15 protein-coding genes are annotated in these 16,521 nt (G+C 73.6%); 7 read left to right on the forward strand and 8 right to left on the reverse strand.

The window, feature by feature from the left end:
• Positions 1-49: 49 nt before the first annotated feature.
• From LG943_RS14040 to LG943_RS14060, 5 genes are all read right to left on the reverse strand, one after another.
• The gene (locus tag LG943_RS14040) at positions 50-1,201 is read right to left on the reverse strand and encodes a glycosyltransferase family 4 protein (protein ID WP_270072708.1); all 1,152 of its coding nucleotides are present in this window, start codon (positions 1,199-1,201) and stop codon (positions 50-52) included.
• Between the two features lie 120 nt (positions 1,202-1,321).
• The gene (locus LG943_RS14045) at positions 1,322-2,329 is read right to left on the reverse strand and encodes a C40 family peptidase (protein ID WP_270072709.1); all 1,008 of its coding nucleotides are present in this window, start codon (positions 2,327-2,329) and stop codon (positions 1,322-1,324) included.
• Between the two features lie 533 nt (positions 2,330-2,862).
• Positions 2,863-3,855, reverse strand: coding sequence for a C40 family peptidase (locus tag LG943_RS14050; RefSeq protein WP_270072710.1), 993 nt, complete (start codon positions 3,853-3,855; stop codon positions 2,863-2,865).
• A 483-nt stretch (positions 3,856-4,338) separates the two neighbouring features.
• On the reverse strand, positions 4,339-5,688 hold the full coding sequence (locus LG943_RS14055) for an NYN domain-containing protein (RefSeq protein WP_270072711.1): 1,350 nt from the start codon (positions 5,686-5,688) through the stop codon (positions 4,339-4,341).
• Entirely contained in the window at positions 5,685-5,936 is a 252-nt protein-coding gene (locus LG943_RS14060) for a hypothetical protein (protein ID WP_270072726.1), read from the reverse strand. The genes LG943_RS14055 and LG943_RS14060 overlap by 4 nt, the downstream gene beginning before the upstream one ends.
• A 225-nt stretch (positions 5,937-6,161) precedes the next feature.
• Between LG943_RS14060 and LG943_RS14065 the strand changes: the two genes are divergently transcribed.
• The 3 genes from LG943_RS14065 (at position 6,162) to LG943_RS14075 (ending at position 9,042) form a co-directional block, all read left to right on the forward strand.
• On the forward strand, positions 6,162-7,910 hold the full coding sequence (locus tag LG943_RS14065; RefSeq protein WP_270072712.1) for a DEDD exonuclease domain-containing protein: 1,749 nt from the start codon (positions 6,162-6,164) through the stop codon (positions 7,908-7,910).
• A 66-nt stretch (positions 7,911-7,976) separates the two neighbouring features.
• On the forward strand, positions 7,977-8,732 hold the full coding sequence (locus tag LG943_RS14070; protein ID WP_270072713.1) for a rhomboid family intramembrane serine protease: 756 nt from the start codon (positions 7,977-7,979) through the stop codon (positions 8,730-8,732).
• 31 nt (positions 8,733-8,763) lie between these two features.
• Complete coding sequence (locus LG943_RS14075) at positions 8,764-9,042, forward strand: Lrp/AsnC family transcriptional regulator (RefSeq protein WP_270072714.1); 279 nt, start codon at positions 8,764-8,766, stop codon at positions 9,040-9,042.
• A gap of 67 nt (positions 9,043-9,109) precedes the next feature.
• Here LG943_RS14075 and LG943_RS14080 read toward each other — a convergent pair whose 3' ends face one another.
• The 3 genes from LG943_RS14080 to LG943_RS14090 all read right to left on the reverse strand — a co-directional run bounded on the left by LG943_RS14080 (position 9,110) and on the right by LG943_RS14090 (position 11,612).
• Positions 9,110-9,319 (reverse strand): hypothetical protein, encoded by a 210-nt coding sequence (locus LG943_RS14080; protein WP_270072715.1) that lies wholly within the window; start codon positions 9,317-9,319, stop codon positions 9,110-9,112.
• Between the two features lie 247 nt (positions 9,320-9,566).
• Entirely contained in the window at positions 9,567-10,643 is a 1,077-nt protein-coding gene (trpD, locus tag LG943_RS14085; protein WP_270072716.1) for an anthranilate phosphoribosyltransferase, read from the reverse strand.
• A gap of 528 nt (positions 10,644-11,171) precedes the next feature.
• Complete coding sequence (locus LG943_RS14090) at positions 11,172-11,612, reverse strand: hypothetical protein (protein WP_270072717.1); 441 nt, start codon at positions 11,610-11,612, stop codon at positions 11,172-11,174.
• Between the two features lie 486 nt (positions 11,613-12,098).
• Between LG943_RS14090 and ctaE the strand changes: the two genes are divergently transcribed.
• The 4 genes from ctaE to qcrB are packed head-to-tail and all read left to right on the forward strand — an operon-like array spanning position 12,099 to position 16,478.
• Positions 12,099-12,725, forward strand: coding sequence for an aa3-type cytochrome oxidase subunit III (gene ctaE / locus LG943_RS14095; protein ID WP_179766568.1), 627 nt, complete (start codon positions 12,099-12,101; stop codon positions 12,723-12,725).
• 17 nt (positions 12,726-12,742) lie between these two features.
• Positions 12,743-13,678: a cytochrome bc1 complex diheme cytochrome c subunit gene (qcrC, locus tag LG943_RS14100; protein ID WP_270072718.1), complete on the forward strand. Its 936-nt coding sequence runs from the start codon at positions 12,743-12,745 to the stop codon at positions 13,676-13,678.
• Positions 13,671-14,804 (forward strand): cytochrome bc1 complex Rieske iron-sulfur subunit, encoded by a 1,134-nt coding sequence (gene qcrA / locus LG943_RS14105; RefSeq protein ID WP_270072719.1) that lies wholly within the window; start codon positions 13,671-13,673, stop codon positions 14,802-14,804. Before qcrC ends, qcrA begins: the two co-directional genes overlap by 8 nt.
• 3 nt (positions 14,805-14,807) lie before the next feature.
• On the forward strand, positions 14,808-16,478 hold the full coding sequence (qcrB, locus tag LG943_RS14110) for a cytochrome bc1 complex cytochrome b subunit (protein ID WP_270072720.1): 1,671 nt from the start codon (positions 14,808-14,810) through the stop codon (positions 16,476-16,478).
• Positions 16,479-16,521 lie beyond the last annotated feature (43 nt).

Here is a 16,521-nt window from a genome sequence, read left to right on the forward strand (position 1 = left end):
AGTGGGCCGGCGCCGCCGCCCGGCGCCCGGCTCGCCCCGCTCATCCGGCTCAGCCGGCCAGCAGCGCGTCCAGGCGCGCGGCCACGCCCTCCCAGGCCCACTCCCGCTCCACCCAGGCGCGCCCGCGCGCGCCCATGGCCCGGGCCGCCGCCGGGTCGCCCAGCAGGCGCAGGAGGGCGCGGGCGGCCGGTCCCGGCCGCTCCCCCTCCACCGCCGTGCCCGTCTCGCCCTCCAGCACCGCGTCGGGGGCGCCGCCGGAGCGGCCGGCCACCACGGGCAGGCCCGTGGCCGACGCCTCCAGGTAGACGATCCCCAGGCCCTCCACGTCCAGGCCGCCGTTGCGGGTGCGGCAGGGCATGGCGAACACGTCGCCCGCCGCGTAGTGCGCGGGCAGCTCGGCGGCCGGCACGTCGCCCGCGAAGACCACGGAGCCGGCCACCCGCCGCTCGGCCGCCAGCGCCTCCAGCCGCCGCCGGTAGGGTCCGCCGCCCACCAGCAGCAGCGCCGCGCCGGGGATGTCGGCGAGCACGCGCGGCCAGGCCCGGATCAGGGTGTCCTGCCCCTTGCGCGGCACCAGCCGCGACACGCACACCACCACCGGGCGGCCGGTCAGGCCGTGGCGCTCGCGCACCGCCGAGCCGTCGACGCCGGGGTGGAAGCGGCGGGTGTCCACCCCGGGCGCCAGGCGCCGCATGCGCGCGGCCGCCGCGGGCGAGAGGGCGCGGGCCAGGCGGGTGCGGGTGTAGTCGCCGAGGTAGGTGAGGGTGTCGGACTCCTCGCCGATGCGGTGCAGCGCCCGGCGGGCGCCGGGCAGCGCCGCCCAGCCGGTCTCGTGGCCGTGGGTCAGCGCCACGACGCGCCGCGCGCCCGCGCGGCGCAGGTCGGGCGCCATCAGGCCCAGCGGCGCGGCGGCGCCGAACAGGACGGAGTCGCAGCCCTCCAGCTCCAGGATGCGCGCCGCGCGGCGCCGCACCCCCGGCGTGGGCAGCAGCACGGAGGTGCGCTCGCGGACGACGGGGAAGGGCTGGGCGAGGTCGAACTCCGCGGCGCCGCCCCAGGCGGCCGAACCCCGGCGGCCGGGGGTGGAGCAGTAGACCACCACGGAGCCGGGCGGGCGCCGCAGCGCGAGTTCGTGGACGAACGCCTGGATGCCGCCGGGGCGCGGCGGGAAGTCGTTGGTGACGATGAGGGTACGCGGCACGGGACCCGAGTCTAGGGCGGACCCGCCCGCGCGGGGTGCGGCGCGCGCCGCGGGCGGGCGCGGGAGCCGCCGTGCCGGCGCTCCGCGCCCCCGCCCGCGTGCGGCGGTGCGCAGCGGGTGCTAGGGGCGGACGGCCGAGTGGAAGTTGCTCTGGTAGTAGCCGCTCAGCTCGACCTCCATCACCGGCTTGGAGGAAGTGGAGGCGTGCACCATGCGGCCGTTGCCGACGTACATGCCGACGTGGTCGGGGCCGCCGTAGAAGAAGATCAGGTCGCCGGGCTGCATGGCGTCCCAGGACACCGGCGTGCCCGCGTTGACCTGGTCGTAGGTGGTGCGCGGCAGGCTCACGCCGGCCTCGGCCCACGCGGCCTGCACCAGGCTGGAGCAGTCCCAGACGTCGGGGCCGTTGGCGCCCATGCTGTAGGAGTCGCCGATCTGGGCGTAGATGAAGTCCAGGGCCACCGCGGCGTCGCCCGAGGCGTTGCCGGTGTAGCTGGTGCCGCCGGTGCCGTTGTTGACGCCCGAGGTCGCGGCCGCGGCCTCCTCGGCGGTGAGGTCGGCGAGGATGTCCTCCTGCTCCTGGATCTTCTCCTCGGCCTTGTCCTTGGCCTCCTCGGCCTCGTCGAGCTTGTCCTTGGCCTCTTCCTCGACGTCGGCCGCCTCGGCGGTCAGGTCCTCCAGCTCGTCCTTCTCCTCGAGGTACTGCTCCAGGGTGTTGGACTGGCTCTCGGAGAGGTAGCCGAGGTCGGCGGCCTGGCGCAGGGCGTCCTCGGGGCCGCTGGCGCTGAGGAGGTAGGCCGGGGAGGAGTAGTCGGCGTTGGTGTAGGCCGCGTTGGCGAGGTCCACGATGTCGTCGCGCATCGAGTCGATGCGGTCCTCGGTGTCCTGCTGGTCCTCGCGGAGGTCCTCCAGCTTCTCCTTGGCGGCCTCGTGGTCCTCCTGGGCCTGGTTGTACTTCTCGGCGAGCTTCGCGTGCTCCTCTTCGAGCTTCTCGATCTTGCCGCGCACCTCGTCCTCGGTCGGCTCGGCGACCGCGGTGCCGGTGGACAGGATCAGAGCACCTGCGGCGACGAAACCGACGGTGGCGAGATGCCGCCGGAACGAGCCACGTTCATGGCGTTCGCCCACGATAGTGGCACACCTTTCTCCCAGGGCCGCCTTGTCCGGAGCGCACGGGTGGGCCCGGCGTGGCCGTCGGGCGGCGCGCACGCGCGGCTCCCATGGCCGCCGGCGCCGCACGCGTGGGCACGGGGCTGTGCGGGCGTCGCGCGCTGCCGCGCGACCGCGGGGGTTCTCCGGTCTCCGCAGCGAGGGGGGCTGCCGGGGGTGCCGCGGAGTTCGGCGGGAGCGGGCCGCCGCCATCCTGGTGATGGCAAGAACGTCGACCACGCTCGGCGTCGAACACTAATGCATACGCGGCACCACACTCAACCGATTCGTTACCAATTTCGCCGGTTTGTGGTATGTCCGAATCGGGACCAGCGGGTGTCCCCAACCGCCGCGACCACGGCCGCCGCGCCCGCGCGGGCCGGCCGGGACCGGGCGCGGCGCCGGCCGCCGTGTGACATTCGCCCGGCGCGGCTGTGCCGCCGCGCCCCGGCCGCGGTGCGGCGGGATGCGGCGGCACAGGCCGTGCGGTGGAGCCGGGGTACCGCCCCGGGTCAGGGGCGCACGCCGAACTGGAACTGGCTGTCCCAGTAGCCCGCCAGCGCCACGACCTCGACGTTCTTGCCGGTGCGCGGGGCGTGGATCATCTGGCCGTTGCCGACGTAGAGGCCGGCGTGGCCCAGGTCGCCGAAGAAGAAGACGATGTCGCCGGGCTGGAGCGCGTCGCGGCTGACCCGGGCGCCGGCCTCGGCCTGGCCGTAGGTGGTGCGGGGCAGGCTCACGCCGGCCGCGCCCCAGGCGCGCATGATCAGGCCGGAGCAGTCGAAGCTGTCGGGGCCGGCGGCGCCGTAGACGTAGGGCTTGCCGAGCTGGGCGTAGGCGAAGTCGAGGGCGGTGCGGGCGTCGCCCGAGGCGGCGCCGGTGTAGCTGCCGCCGGTGTCGGAGCCCTCGGTCGCGGGGTCGGCGTCGGGGAACTGCGCGAGGAGGTCCTCCTGCTCCTCGATCTTGTCCTCGACGTCCTCCTTCTTCTCCGCGATCTCGTCCTTCTTGTCCTTGGCCTCGGCCAGGGCCTCGTCGGCCTCGTCCTTCAGCCGGAACAGGCGCTCGGAGGACTCGCCGAACTCGTCCAGCTTGTCGCGCTGGGTCTCCGACAGGTAGCCGACGTCGGCCGACTGGGCGAGCAGGTCCTCGGGGTTCTCGACGCTGACGACGTTGGCCGGGCTGTCGAGGTCGGTGCCCTGGTAGGCGGCGCTGGCGAACTCGGCGACCTCGTCGCGGAGCTTGTCGTAGCGCTCCTGCTCCTCGCCGACCTGCTCCTCAAGCTCGTCGGCCTTCTTCTTGGCGGCGTCGTACTCGTCCTTGGCCTCGTTGTAGTCCTGGACGATGGTGCTGGCCTCTTCGTTGAGGCTGTCGAGCTTGTCCTCGACCTCTTGCTGGGTCGGCTCGGCGTAGGCCACACCGGGGGGCACGATCAGACTTCCGGCGGCCACGACCCCGATACCGGTCGCGATCCGGCGGGCCGTGCGCCGACCACCTGGGTTCGTCATGGCGGTCCACGCTCCTAACGGGTCAAGGTCCTCATGCGGGGATGGGGTAAAGGCGATGGCTGGAAGGCGGCGTGCGGTGCGGGGAGCGGGGACCACGGACACAGCGCGCCGGACCATCCGAGCGGCGCCGCGCCGAGCCGGCCGGGGCCGCTCATCGGCGCCGCAAGGGCCTCCCAGCGGACGCGACGACCACCGGCGCGCGGTGGCCGCACGCCGACGCGAACCTCGTCCTATTCGGGAAACCCGTCAAGCTACCGGGAAGAACCTAGCGGACGGGAGTGCGCAGCTCAACCACGGGACCCCCGGCGACACAGGGAAACCGGGCGCCTCACCTGCCCCGCGCGCGGCCCCCGGCCGCTCCCGCGCAGCTCGCGGCGCAGGCCGCGCGGGCGCGTCGGCGCACGTCGCCCCGCCCGCGCGGTCCGCAACGAATGCGTCACACCGCGCCGCCGGCCCCCGCGCGCGGGCGGCGCGCCGCCCGAGTTAGGCGCCCAGGCGGCGCAGCAGCAGGGGTGAGGACAGGGTGCGGGCGCCCTCGCGGCGCACGGCGGTGACGATCTCCTTGTCGGAGGTGGCCACCGCCAGCGGCCGCCCGTGCGGTTCGGCGCGGACCAGGCGCACGATCAGCTCGTCGGCGGTCTCCCCCGGGTCGCTGAAGAGCACCCGCACCCGCCGGGTGGCCGACAGCGCGGGCGGGGTGCCCACGTCGGCGCCGTCGAACACGCAGGTGATCTCCGCCTTGGTGCGGCTGGCCAGCCCCTCCAGCGCCGTCAGCAGCCGGCCGCGCTGGTCGGCCAGCGGCAGCGTGCCGTACCCGGTCTTGGTGACGTTGTAGCCGTCGACCAGCAGGTGGGCGCGGGGCAGGCTGAGCACCTCGTCGACCAGGCCGGGGTCGTCGTCGGGCAGCCCCTGGCCGGGCGGCGCGGCGGCGCCGGCGCGCGCGGGGTCGGCCACCAGGTCGGCCGGGCTCTCGATGGAGGTGGGCAGCGCCAGCTCCCGGCGCAGGCCGTGCGCGGCCTCCAGCAGGACGTCCAGCAGCACCCGCAGCCGCGCCTCGTCGGCGCTGCGCCCGGCCCGCGCCGCGCGGCGGGCGTTCTCGACCTGCGCCTCGGCCGCCGCCAGGCGGTTGCGCAACCGGCGGTTCTCCGCCTCCACGGCATTGACCTGGACGGTCGTCGTGGCAGTGCGGTCCGCCGCCTCCGCGATCGCCTGCTCGGCCTCGCTCACGGCCTCCTTGGCGCGCTGCCGCTCCCCGTGCAGCCGGCGGCGCAGGTCGGCCACGGTGCTGCGGTACTCCCGCAGCTCGCCGCGCAGCCGCTCGATCTCCTCGCGCTGCTCGCTGCGCGCCTCCTCCACCTGGCGGCGCAGCGCGGCGATGGTGTCGGCGGCCTCGTCGGCCTCGCGCACCGACTCCTGGCGGTCCAGCTCCTCGCGGATGCGCGCCACGATGTCGGACCAGCCCTCGGGCCGCAGCAGGTAGGCCGCCGCCGCCACCGCGACCGGGTCGGCCGCCGGCGGCACCACGCCCTTGCGCAGCCCCTCGGCCAGCTCGGGCCACACCTGCTCGACCCGCTCGCCCACGCGGGTGCGGAAGTCGGCGTCGGCCTCCAGTTGGGCGGCGATCTGGGGGCCGGCCAGGCGGGCGCGGCGGCGCGGCTCGAAGCGGGCCACGCGGCGCAGCACCGGCGGCAGGTCGGCCACCCGCATGCCGCCCAGCACGTCGGAGCCGTACTCGATGACGCGGGCGCGCACGGCCTCGGGCAGCGGCCGGTCGGCGCCGCCGGCGCCGTCGCCCCCGGCGTTGGGCGACGGCTCCCCGCTTCCGGGGCTCACGCCGGTTCCGCTGCGCCGGCGTCGGGGCGGTCGACGGTCTCCACCGCGTCCACCGCGTTGCACCAGCGGCAGCGGACCTGCTCGATCGTCTCGGCCAGGGTCTCGCTCTCCTCCACCCGGCTGCCGCCGGAGAGGTCGAAGTGCAGGTAGTCCCGCGACCGCACGGCCCGCGTGACGTCGAAGCGGGTGAGGTTGCCGCACTGGGTGCACCGCCAGCGCTGGGTATCGGACGGCACCGAAATGCTCACAGCCATGTCCTCCTTCTTAACAAACGCACCCGGCGCGAGCACGTGAACGTGCACGTGCGCGGCACCGGTGCGGCGGCCGTCGGGCGCGGCACGCGGGGTCTGGCCCATCCTTCCACGTGCGGGGCCGGCAAAACCGGTCGGACCCGCCCCCGACCTGCGGCGCCGGAGGCGGCGGTGACCGGAACCCGCCGCGGTTCGGTCGGTGCCCGGGGCTACCCTGGCCGGGTGGCAGAGCAGTTGACCGCGGTCCAGGGCACCCTCGACGACCTCGGCACCCCCCTGTCGCGGTGCACCTTCGTCATCGTCGACCTCGAGACCACCGGCACCCGCTCCGACGGCGCCGGCATCACCGAGATCGGCGCCGTCAAGGTGCGCGGCGGCGAGGTCCTGGGCGAGTTCGCCACCCTGGTCAACCCGGGGGCGCCCATCCCGCCCTTCATCACCCTGCTGACCGGCATCACCCAGGCCATGGTCGCCCCCGCGCCCGACATCGCCGCCGCGCTGCCCGCGTTCCTGGAGTTCGCCGGGCTGGACTCCGGCGCGATCCTGGTCGCCCACAACGCCCCCTTCGACGTCGGCTTCCTCAAGGCCGCCTGCGCCGAGCACGGCTACCCCTGGCCCGCGCCCCAGGTCCTCGACACCGTCGCGCTGGCCCGCCGCCTGGTCACCCGCGACGAGGTCCCCAACCACAAGCTCGGCACCCTGGCCGGGTTCTTCGGCGTGCCCGACCAGCCCACCCACCGCGCCCTCGACGACGCCCGCGCCACGGTGGGGGTGCTGCACGGCCTGCTGGAGCGGCTGGGCTCCTTCGGCGTCGACACCGCCGAGGAGCTGCGCTCCTTCCGCTCGGCGCCCACCGCCGCCCAGCGCGCCAAGCGCCGCATCGCCGACGGCGTGCCCGAGGCGCCGGGCGTCTACGTGTTCACCGACGCCAAGGGCGACACCCTCTACGTCGGCAAGAGCACCAACCTGCGCCGCCGGGTGCGCTCCTACTTCACCGGTTCGGAGAAGCGCGCCCGCATCCGCGAGATGGCGGCCCTGGTCGAGGGCGTCACCCCCATCGTGTGCGGCACCGGGCTGGAGGCCGAGGTCCGCGAACTCCGGCTCATCGCCGAACGCAAGCCGCCCTACAACCGGCGTTCGCGCAACCCCGAGCGCGCACCCTGGCTGAAGCTGACCCGCGAGGTGTTCCCCCGGCTGTCGGTGGTGCGCTCCGTCCGCGACGACGGCGCGCCCTACCTCGGCCCGTTCCGCTCCTCGCGCGAGGCCGAACTCGCGCGCGAGGCGCTGCACCAGGTGTTCCGGCTGCGCCAGTGCACCCGCCGCATCGTCCCGGGCCGCCCCACCGCGCCATGCGTGCTGGCCCAACTGGGCCGCTGCGGCGCGCCGTGCGCGGGCGGGGAGTCCCCCGAGGAGTACGCCGCCCACGCCGACACCGCCCTGGCCGCCATGACCGCCGACCCCGCACCCGTGGTGGAGCACCTCAGCGCCCGGATCGCCGAACTCGCCGCCGACCTGCGCTACGAGGAGGCCGCCGGCGTCCGCGACCGCCTCACCGCGTTCGTGTCGGCCGCCGCCCGCGCCCAGCGCCTGGGCGCGCTGGCGGCCGTGCCCGAACTCGTGGCCGCCGCTCCCGCGCCCGCGCCGCCCGGCTCCGGCGCCCGCCCCGGCTGGGAGGTCCACGTGATCCGCCATGGCCGGCTGGCCGCCGGCGGCCTGATGCCGCCCGGCGCCGACCCCGCCGCGTTCGTCTCGGCGCTGGTGCGCACCGCCGAGTCGGTGTTCCCCGGTCCCGGCCCGGCGCCCAGCGCCACCCCCGGCGAGATGGAGTGCGTGCTGCGCTGGCTGGAGCGGCCGGGCGTGCGGCTGGCCGAGGCCACCGGAACCTGGACGTGCCCCGTCAATGGGGCCGAGAAGTACCGGCACCTGACAGACTGGGACCGCGGCGTGCCGGCGCCCGCGCCGCACCGCTGAGCCGCCCGGCGTCCCGGGCGGGGGCGGCGCCGCCGACCAGCCGGAGTCCTCGCGCTAGGAGTGCAGATGGCGGGCGTCCCGCTCAGTGACGACTACCCGGTGCGGCGCGTGCCCACGGTCACCTACCTGCTCATCGCCGCCAACGTCGCCGTCTACCTGCTCTCGCCGCTGTCGATGGTGGCGTTCTGGTACGGCGGGGTGGAGCGGATCTGCGACGCCCAGCGCTACCACTTCCAGTGGGGCGCGGTACCGGTGGAGCTGCTCACCGGCCGCCAGGTCGCCATGCCCGGGCCCTGCCCCGGCGGCGACTACACCAAGGTCCCGTGGGTCTCGGCGTTCACCTCGATGTTCCTGCACGGCGGCGCGGCCCACCTGATCGGCAACATGGTCTACCTGTTCGTGTTCGGCCCGGTGGTGGAGGACCGCCTGGGCCGGCTGCGCTACCTGGGCCTGTACCTGGTCAGCGGGCTGGTGGCCACCTACGGGTTCGCGCTGACCGAGGCGGGCTCGCAGATCCCGCTGGTGGGCGCCTCGGGTGCGATCTCGGGGGTGCTGGGCGCCTACCTGCTCGTGCAGCACCGCAGCCGGGTGATCACCCTGGTGTTCCTGGTGATCCCGGTGCGCCTGCCCGGCTGGGCGCTCGTCGGCACCTACTTCGTGCTCCAGTATTTTCTCTACATCAGCATGTCGCTGTACCCGGGCGAGGACTCCAGCGTGGCCTACGCCGCGCACGTCTACGGCTTCATCGCCGGCGCCGTGGGCGCCCTGCTGATGCACCGCGTCCGCTGGCGCTCGGGCACCCGCCCCTCCGACGTCTACTGATGTCCCGCACGCACCACCAGGAGGAACCCTCGTGATCACCGCGATCGTCATGATCAAGGCCGACGTCGGCCGCATCCCCGAGGTGGCCGAGGCCATCGCCGAGATCGAGGGCGTCAGCGAGGTCTACTCGGTCACCGGCGGCGTCGACCTGATCGCGGTGGTCCGCGTCCGGGGCCACGAGGACCTCGCCGAGGTGATCCCCGGCCACGTCAACAAGGTCCCCGGCGTGCTGTCCTCCGACACCCACATCGCCTTCCGCGCCTACTCCAGCCACGACCTGGAGGCGGCGTTCTCCCTGGGCATGGAGTAGCCGCCGGGCCGGCCCGCGCGGGGCCGGGCCGGCGGCTCCGGCCCGGCCGGGGCGCCGGCGCCGCCGGCTACTCCGAGGGCTCGGGCAGGCCCGGGCACTCCACGGTGGGGTTGACGCCGATGTAGTTCAGCGGGCCGACGACGATGGTGACCAGGGTGCTGCCGATGTCGGCGCAGTTCTGGTCGCTGTCGCTGAAGTAGCCGCGCTGGACGGCGGCGAGGAGCCCGATCAGTAGCCAGATGACCAGGATCGCCGGAAGGACGACTCTGCCGCGCACTGCTGCCTCCGGGGGGAGAAGGGTCGGTGGGGTCGCTGGGTCGGTGTGCCCGTGGCCTACCCCGCACCGGCGCGATGTCACCTGCGCGCGTGCCCGCGCACGGCCGCGCGGGCGGCCCCACCTGCGCGTTCGCCGCCGCGAGGACCTCCGCGGGCGGCGGACCGCGCCGGGCGCGGTGCCCGCCGCCCCGCCCGCTGCCGGCCCCGCCCGCTCCCGGCGCGGCCGGTGGGGGGCGGGGCCGTGTGCCTCAGCCCTGCCCGTCCTGCTTGGCGTAGGACTGGCTGACCTCCACCCAGCGGTCCAGCAGGGCCGCCGCGCGGCCGTCGGCCAGCGCGGCCTCGGCCCGCTCCAGGCCGGCGCGCAGCAGCTCCACGGCCGGGCGGCGGCCGAAGTCGGGCAGGGTGGTGGCCAGCGCCGCCGCCGCGTTGAGCAGCACGGCGCCGCGCACCGCGCCCTCGGTGGAGGGGGCGCCGGCGAGCAGGTCGCGCACCACGCGGGCGTTGTACTCCACGTCGCCACCGCGCAGCGACTCCGGGGTCGAGCGCTCGATCCCCAGGTCGGCGGGGTCCACGACCTCGTGGCCGACCTCGCCGCCGGCCACCGTCCACACCCGCGAGGTGGTCGTGGTGGTCAGCTCGTCCAGGCCGTCGTCGCCGCGGAAGACCAGCGCGGAGGTGCCGCGCCGGGCGAACACCCCGGCCACGGCCTCGCACATGCCGGCGTCGAAGACGCCCACCGCCGCGGCGCGGGTGCGCGCCGGGTTGGTCAGCGGGCCCAGGAAGTTGAACACCGTGGGCACCGCCAGCTCGCGCCGGGTCTTGGCGGTGTGCCGGAACGCCGGGTGGAACAGCGGCGCGAAGCAGAAGGTGATGCCGGCCTCCTCTGCCACGCGGGCGGTGTAGCGGGGCGGCAGGTCGATGACCACGCCCAGCCGCTCCAGCACGTCGGCGGTGCCGCACGAGGACGACGCCGAGCGGTTGCCGTGCTTGACGACCTTCAGCCCGGCCGCGGCCGCCACGATGGCCGCCATGGTCGAGATGTTGACCGTGTGGGCGCGGTCGCCGCCGGTGCCGACGATGTCGGCCGTCTGGCCGGGCACGGTGATCTGCACGGCGTTGTCCAGCATGCCCTCGGCCAGGCCGGCGACCTCCTCGGCCGCGGCGCCCTTGGCGCGCAGCGCGATGGCGAAGCCGGCGATCTGCACGTCGGTGGCCGAGCCCGACATGATCTCGTTCATGGCCCAGTTGGTGTCCTCGGCCGAGAGGGTGCGGCCCTCCAGCAGGGCGGTGATCAGTTCGGACCAGGTGCGTTCGGTGGCGCTCACGGCGGTACCACTCCTCGTTCGGGGGATCGGCGGACGGGATCGGGCGAGGGCTGACACAGGTCAGCGCCATCGCGCGATGTCGGCCCCGTGGTGGGCCGCACCGCCGAAGTACCGGGGTGTGGGGCCGCCGCGCGCCGCGGCCGGCTGCTGCACCATCGCAAGGTCTCCCGCTCGACGCGTCAAAGTTCTCGGTCCGCGGACACCGGTCCCGGCGCCGCCGAGGGGGCCGGGGACGGGAGGAGCGGTGCGGTGTCCGTCAGCGCGAGACTACCGGAGCGCGCCGCCCGGCGGGCTGCCGGCCGCCGGGCCGGTACCCGGGCGCGCCGCCCGGCCGGTGCGCCCCGGCGGCGCGTGGCGGGGGCTCGCGCCCCGAGCGGCCCGGGACGCGGGCGGGTCCGGCGACCGGGCCGGGCGGGTCACCCGGTGTCGGCCGCCCGGGGGGCGTGTGCGCCGCCGGCGGCGGCCGCGAGATGGGCGGCCCGGCCCGCCCCGCCCGGAGGCGGCCTGCGGGCCGGTGCCGCCCGCGCGTCAGTTGAGGGCGGGGGTCTCGGCCAGGCGCTCGCGCATGAGTTCGGCCAGGGACTCGGCCAGGGCGACCGGGTCGACGGGGTGGCTCACCACCTTGTCGGCGCGCGACCAGGTGGCCAGCCAGCCGTCGTCGCGGCGGCCGATCAGCAGCAGCACCGGCGGGCACCGGTAGATCTCGTCCTTCACCTGGCGGCACAGGCCCATGCCGCCCACCGGGGCGGACTCGCCGTCGAAGATCGCGACGTCGATGCCGCCCTCCTCCAGCCGGGCCAGCACGCCCGGCCCTGTGGCGCACTCCACGAACTCGACCTTGGGGACGTCGGCGGCGGGGCGGCGGCCCACGGCCAGTCGGACCTTCTCGCGGGTGCCGGGCTTGTCGCTGTAGAGGAGGACGCGCATGCGGGGGGCGCGCTCCGCGGAGTCGGAGGCGTTGGGCGCCATGGTCAACCGTCACCATCCCTGTACGTCTCGGCCGCGCCGGAGCGGGGCGGGCGCGGGCCGCCCGTCCAGGCGAGCCTATGCCCTGCGGCCGTCGAGTTGAGACCTTCGCCACCCCAGCATGCCACCGGCGCCACACCCGGGGCCATCCGCGGTGCCCGAGCGGGGCGCGCCCGCCGGCACCGCCCCGCGCGCCCGCGCCCTCCCGTGGCGCCGCCGGGCGCGCGGGCCCCGAGGCGCTCCGCCGCCCGCCCGCACCGCCGGCACCCCCGTCACGCCGTGTACACCGACGATCGCGCAGCGGTCACTGACTCCGGGCGGCCGAGGCGCTATCCTCGGTGCAGCGGACGCGCCGCGGTCGACGACCCCCGCGCAGCCGGTCGGCGGGCCGGCCCCGGCAGTTACGGGCCGATACCGTTGTCACGGCAGATCGGGCGCCTTTCGGGGGGTCGTGCACCAACCCCCGCAGGATGCCGTAATAATGCTCCCGTGGCGACAGCAACCGCGAATCAACCGACAGGACCGACACCAGTGCATGGTGCGGCCAAGCGACCTGACCTGGTGAGCGTTGGCACCATTGTGTGGTTGGCCAACGAACTCATGTTCTTCGCAGCGCTGTTCGCGATGTACTACACCATCCGATCGGTGACCAAGGGCAACCCCGAGCTTGGCGAGTGGCCGGACACTCACCTCAACGTGCCGTGGGCCCTGGGTATCACCATCATCCTGGTGGCCTCCAGCTTCACCGCTCAGGCCGGCGTTTGGGCCGCCGAGCGCGGTGATGTCCGGAAGCTCCGTATGTGGTTCTTCATCTCGTTCCTCATGGGTCTGGTCTTCGTACTCGGCCAGGCATACGAGTACTACGAACTCATCGTCCACGAGGGCCTGACCCTTCAGTCCAGCGCCTACGGCTCGATGTTCTACCTCACCACGGGTTTCCACGGTCTCCACGTCATCGGTGGTCTGATCGCGTTCCTGATCATGCTGGGACGCACGTACGCCGCGAAGCGCTTCACCCACCAGCAGGCGACCAGCGCGATCGTTGTGTCCTATTACTGGCACTTCGTCGACGTGGTCTGGATCGCTTTGTTCGCAACCATCTACTTCCTTCAGTGACCCGAAACGGGGAAACCGTGAAATGGATTACCGCGCGGCGACGGCATCCCCTTGCGGGGTACGCCGTCGTCATACTCGCGCTCACGCTCTTCGGTGCGGGCTACGCGTTCATCGCCCCCAGCGCTGACCGCGCTGAGGCGCAGACCCTGGCCGCCGACGCCGCGGCGGGCGCCGAGCAGCCCGACGCGACCGACGTGACCGAGGGCCGCGAGATCTACGTCAAGAGCTGCGCGAGCTGCCACGGCATGGACGGCCGCGGCGGCGAGGGCTACACCGGCCCCGACATCACCGGGGAGGGCGGCGCCGCCGTCGACTTCCAGGTCAGCACCGGGCGCATGCCCTCGATGAACCCCAACGCGCAGATGCCCCGCAAGCCGCCGGCGTTCTCCCAGGAGGAGATCGACGACCTCGTCGCCTACTACGAGGCCGAGATCGGCGAGGAGGACGCCCCGCGGGTGCCCGCGGCCGACGTCCCCGCCAGCGCGCCGCAGCGCTCGGACTTCGAGGACGAGGCCGCCTACGAGGAGGCCCGCGCCGACTGGGAGGCCGACTACGAGGAGTACCTGGCCGGGGCCAGCGACACCGAGGTCGGCATGCGGCTCTACCTCGCCAACTGCGCGCACTGCCACAGTTGGTCGGGTGAGGGCGGCGCGCTGACCGACGGCCGCTGGGCGCCCGAGATCCACGAGTCCTCCCCCCGGCAGATCTACGAGGCCATGCTGACCGGCCCGGGCCAGATGCCCGTCTTCAACGACGCGTCCATCACGCCCGACGAGAAGCAGGAACTGATCGCCTACGTGAAGAACCTCCAGGCCGAGCCCGACGCCGGCGGGATCTTCAACCTCAACCGAGTGGGCCAGGTGGCCGAGGGCCTCATCGGCTGGACCGTTGGGCTCAGCCTGATCGTGGCCTGCGCCGTCTGGATCACCGCGAAGCAGCGAGCCCATGACTGACAACAACCGCAACCACGACAGCGAGACGGGCGCCGAGGGACCCGACCGGGTCCTGGGCACCCCCACCTCCGCCGAGGGGGGCCGCGTGGTCACCCGCACGGCCGACCCGCACGAGGACCACGAGGGGCCCTACCCGGCCGAGGAGACCCACGTCCGCCCCGAGGAGATGCAGCGCAGGGGCGAGCGCGTCGCCGCCCTGTGGTTCACCGTCGCCTTCCTCGCGGGCGTGGGCTTCATCGTGGCCTACTTCCTGTTCCCGAGCCCGCCTGAGGGCGAGCCCGCCATCGCCGACCCCCAGGTCGGCCAGTGGGCGAACATGGCGCTGGGCGGCACGCTCGCGCTGGCGCTCTTCGGGATCGGCGCGGGGATGACCGTCTGGGCGCGCCAGGTGATGCCGCACTACGAGGTGTCCTCGCCCTACGACGAACTGCCCTCCTCCCCGAAGGAGAAGAGCAGCTTCAGCGACTTCTTCATGCGCAGCGCCGACGAGAGCGGGTTCACCAAGCGCCCGCTCATGCGCCGCACCCTGCTGCTGGCCATGGCCCCGCTGGGCCTGGCGCCGATCGTGCTGCTGCGCGACACCGGCCCGCTGCCCGGCGACACCCTCAAGCACACGCTGTGGGAGCCGGGCATGCACATGGTCGTCGAGGGCACGCACCGCACGGGCGACAACCACTGGATCCACCAGGACGACCTGGAGCCCGGCAGCATGATCAGCGCGCTGCCCTACGTCGAGCCCACCGAGGAGCACCCGCACGGGCTGAGCCTGAACGACCAGGCCAAGACCGTCATCCTGCTCATCCGGATGCCCGACGGCGAGTTCGGCCCCGACATGACCCGCGAACAGCTCAACTGGACGCACAACGGGATCGTGGCCTACTCCAAGATCTGCACCCACGTCGGGTGCCCGGCCGCGCTGTACGAGAAGGGGTCGCACCGGATCCTGTGCCCGTGCCACCAGTCGACGTTCGACGCCGCCAACGGCGCCAAGGTCGTGTTCGGTCCGGCCAACCGGCCGCTTCCGCAGCTGCCGATTACAGTGGACGACGAAGGCTACCTGGTAGCGGACGGCGACTTCTCCGAGGCGGTCGGGCCGACCTTCTGGGACGCGCAGAGGGGGAACTAGCCCATGAGCAGGACAACACAGGCGCCCAAGCTGCTGCGCGGCGCCGGAAACTACATCGACGACCGGTTCCACCTGGCCAAGACCGGCGAGAAGCAACTCCGCAAGGTCTTCCCGAACCACTGGTCGTTCATGCTGGGCGAGATCGCCCTGTACTCGTTCATCATCCTGCTCGTGACGGGCGTGTTCCTCACGCTGTGGTTCAAGCCGAGCATGGCGGAGATCGTCTACGACGGCTCCTATGAGCGGATGCAGGGAGTCGTGATGAGCGAGGCGTACGCCTCCACGCTCTACATCGACTTCGACGTCCGCGGCGGGTTCCTGGTCCGCCAGATCCACCACTGGGCCGCGCTGATCTTCCTCGGCTCGATGCTGATCCACATGCTGCGGGTGTTCTTCACCGGCGCGTTCCGCAAGCCGCGCGAGATCAACTGGCTGATCGGCATCGCGATCTTCGGCCTGGCCATGGTCGAGGGCCTGTTCGGGTACTCGCTGCCCGACGACCTGCCCTCGGGCATGGGCGTGCGCATCCTCCAGGGCGTCATGCTGGCGATCCCGGTGGTGGGCACCTACATCTCGATGTTCCTGTTCGGCGGGGAGTTCCCCGGCCAGGACATCATCCCGCGCCTGTACATGCTGCACGTGCTGCTGATCCCGGGCATCCTGCTGGCGCTGATCGGCGCCCACTTCATGATCCTGTGGCACCAGAAGCACACCCAGTACCCGGGCCGGGGCCACACCGAGAAGAAGGTCGTCGGCGTCCCGATGCTGCCGGGCTTCGCGGTGAAGGCGGGCGGGTTCTTCTTCTTCGTCTTCGCCGTCACGGTGGGCCTCAGCGGGTTCGTCCAGATCAACCCGATCCACCTGTTCGGGCCGTTCACCCCGACCTCCATCACCTCCGGGCTCCAGCCCGACTGGTACATGGGCTTCATGGAGGGGTCACTGCGGATCTTCCCGAACTGGTTCGACATCGACTTCGCCGGCTACTCCATCCCGACCGGTGTGCTCGTGCCGGGCCTGGTGATCCCGGGGATCCTCTTCGGCGGCATGGCCCTGTGGCCGTTCGTCGAGGCGTGGATCAGCGGCGACCGCCGCCACCACAACGTGGCCGACCGCCCGCGCAACGCCCCGGTGCGCACCGGTGTGGGCGTGGCCGGCATCGTGTTCTACGGGCTGCTGTGGCTGGCCGGGTCCAACGACATCATCTCCGAGACGTTCCAGGTGTCGCTGTACGGCACCACCTGGTTCTTCCGGATCGGGGTGATCGTCGGGCCGATCATCGGGTTCATGGTCGCCAAGCGGATCTGCCTGGGCCTCCAGCGCCGCGACCGGGAGCAGCTCTCGCACGGCTACGAGAGCGGCACCATCCAGCAGCTCCCCAGCGGTGAGTTCATCGAGGTCCACAAGGAGTCCTCCGACGAGACCGTGCACGTCCTCCAGAGCAAGGCCCCGGTCTCGCGGATCGACGTGGAGTCCCACGACGACAACGGCGTCGAGGCGCCGGCGTCGCGCGGGATGATGGGCCGCCTGCGGCGCAGGCTGGCGGACTGGTACACGCGCGACAACGTCCCGTTCGAGGACGTCCAGCCGCACACCGGCCACCACCTGCACCACGGCGCCCACTACGACGAGTCGGCCGACGCGGACACCAAGCAGGAGGCCACCAGCGGCGCCTGAGCGCCCCGGTGACCTGAGACGGCGAAGGGCCCGGCACCCCTGA

Source organism: Streptomonospora mangrovi (genome assembly GCF_027604915.1).
Taxonomy (GTDB): Bacteria; Actinomycetota; Actinomycetes; order Streptosporangiales; family Streptosporangiaceae; genus Streptomonospora; species Streptomonospora mangrovi.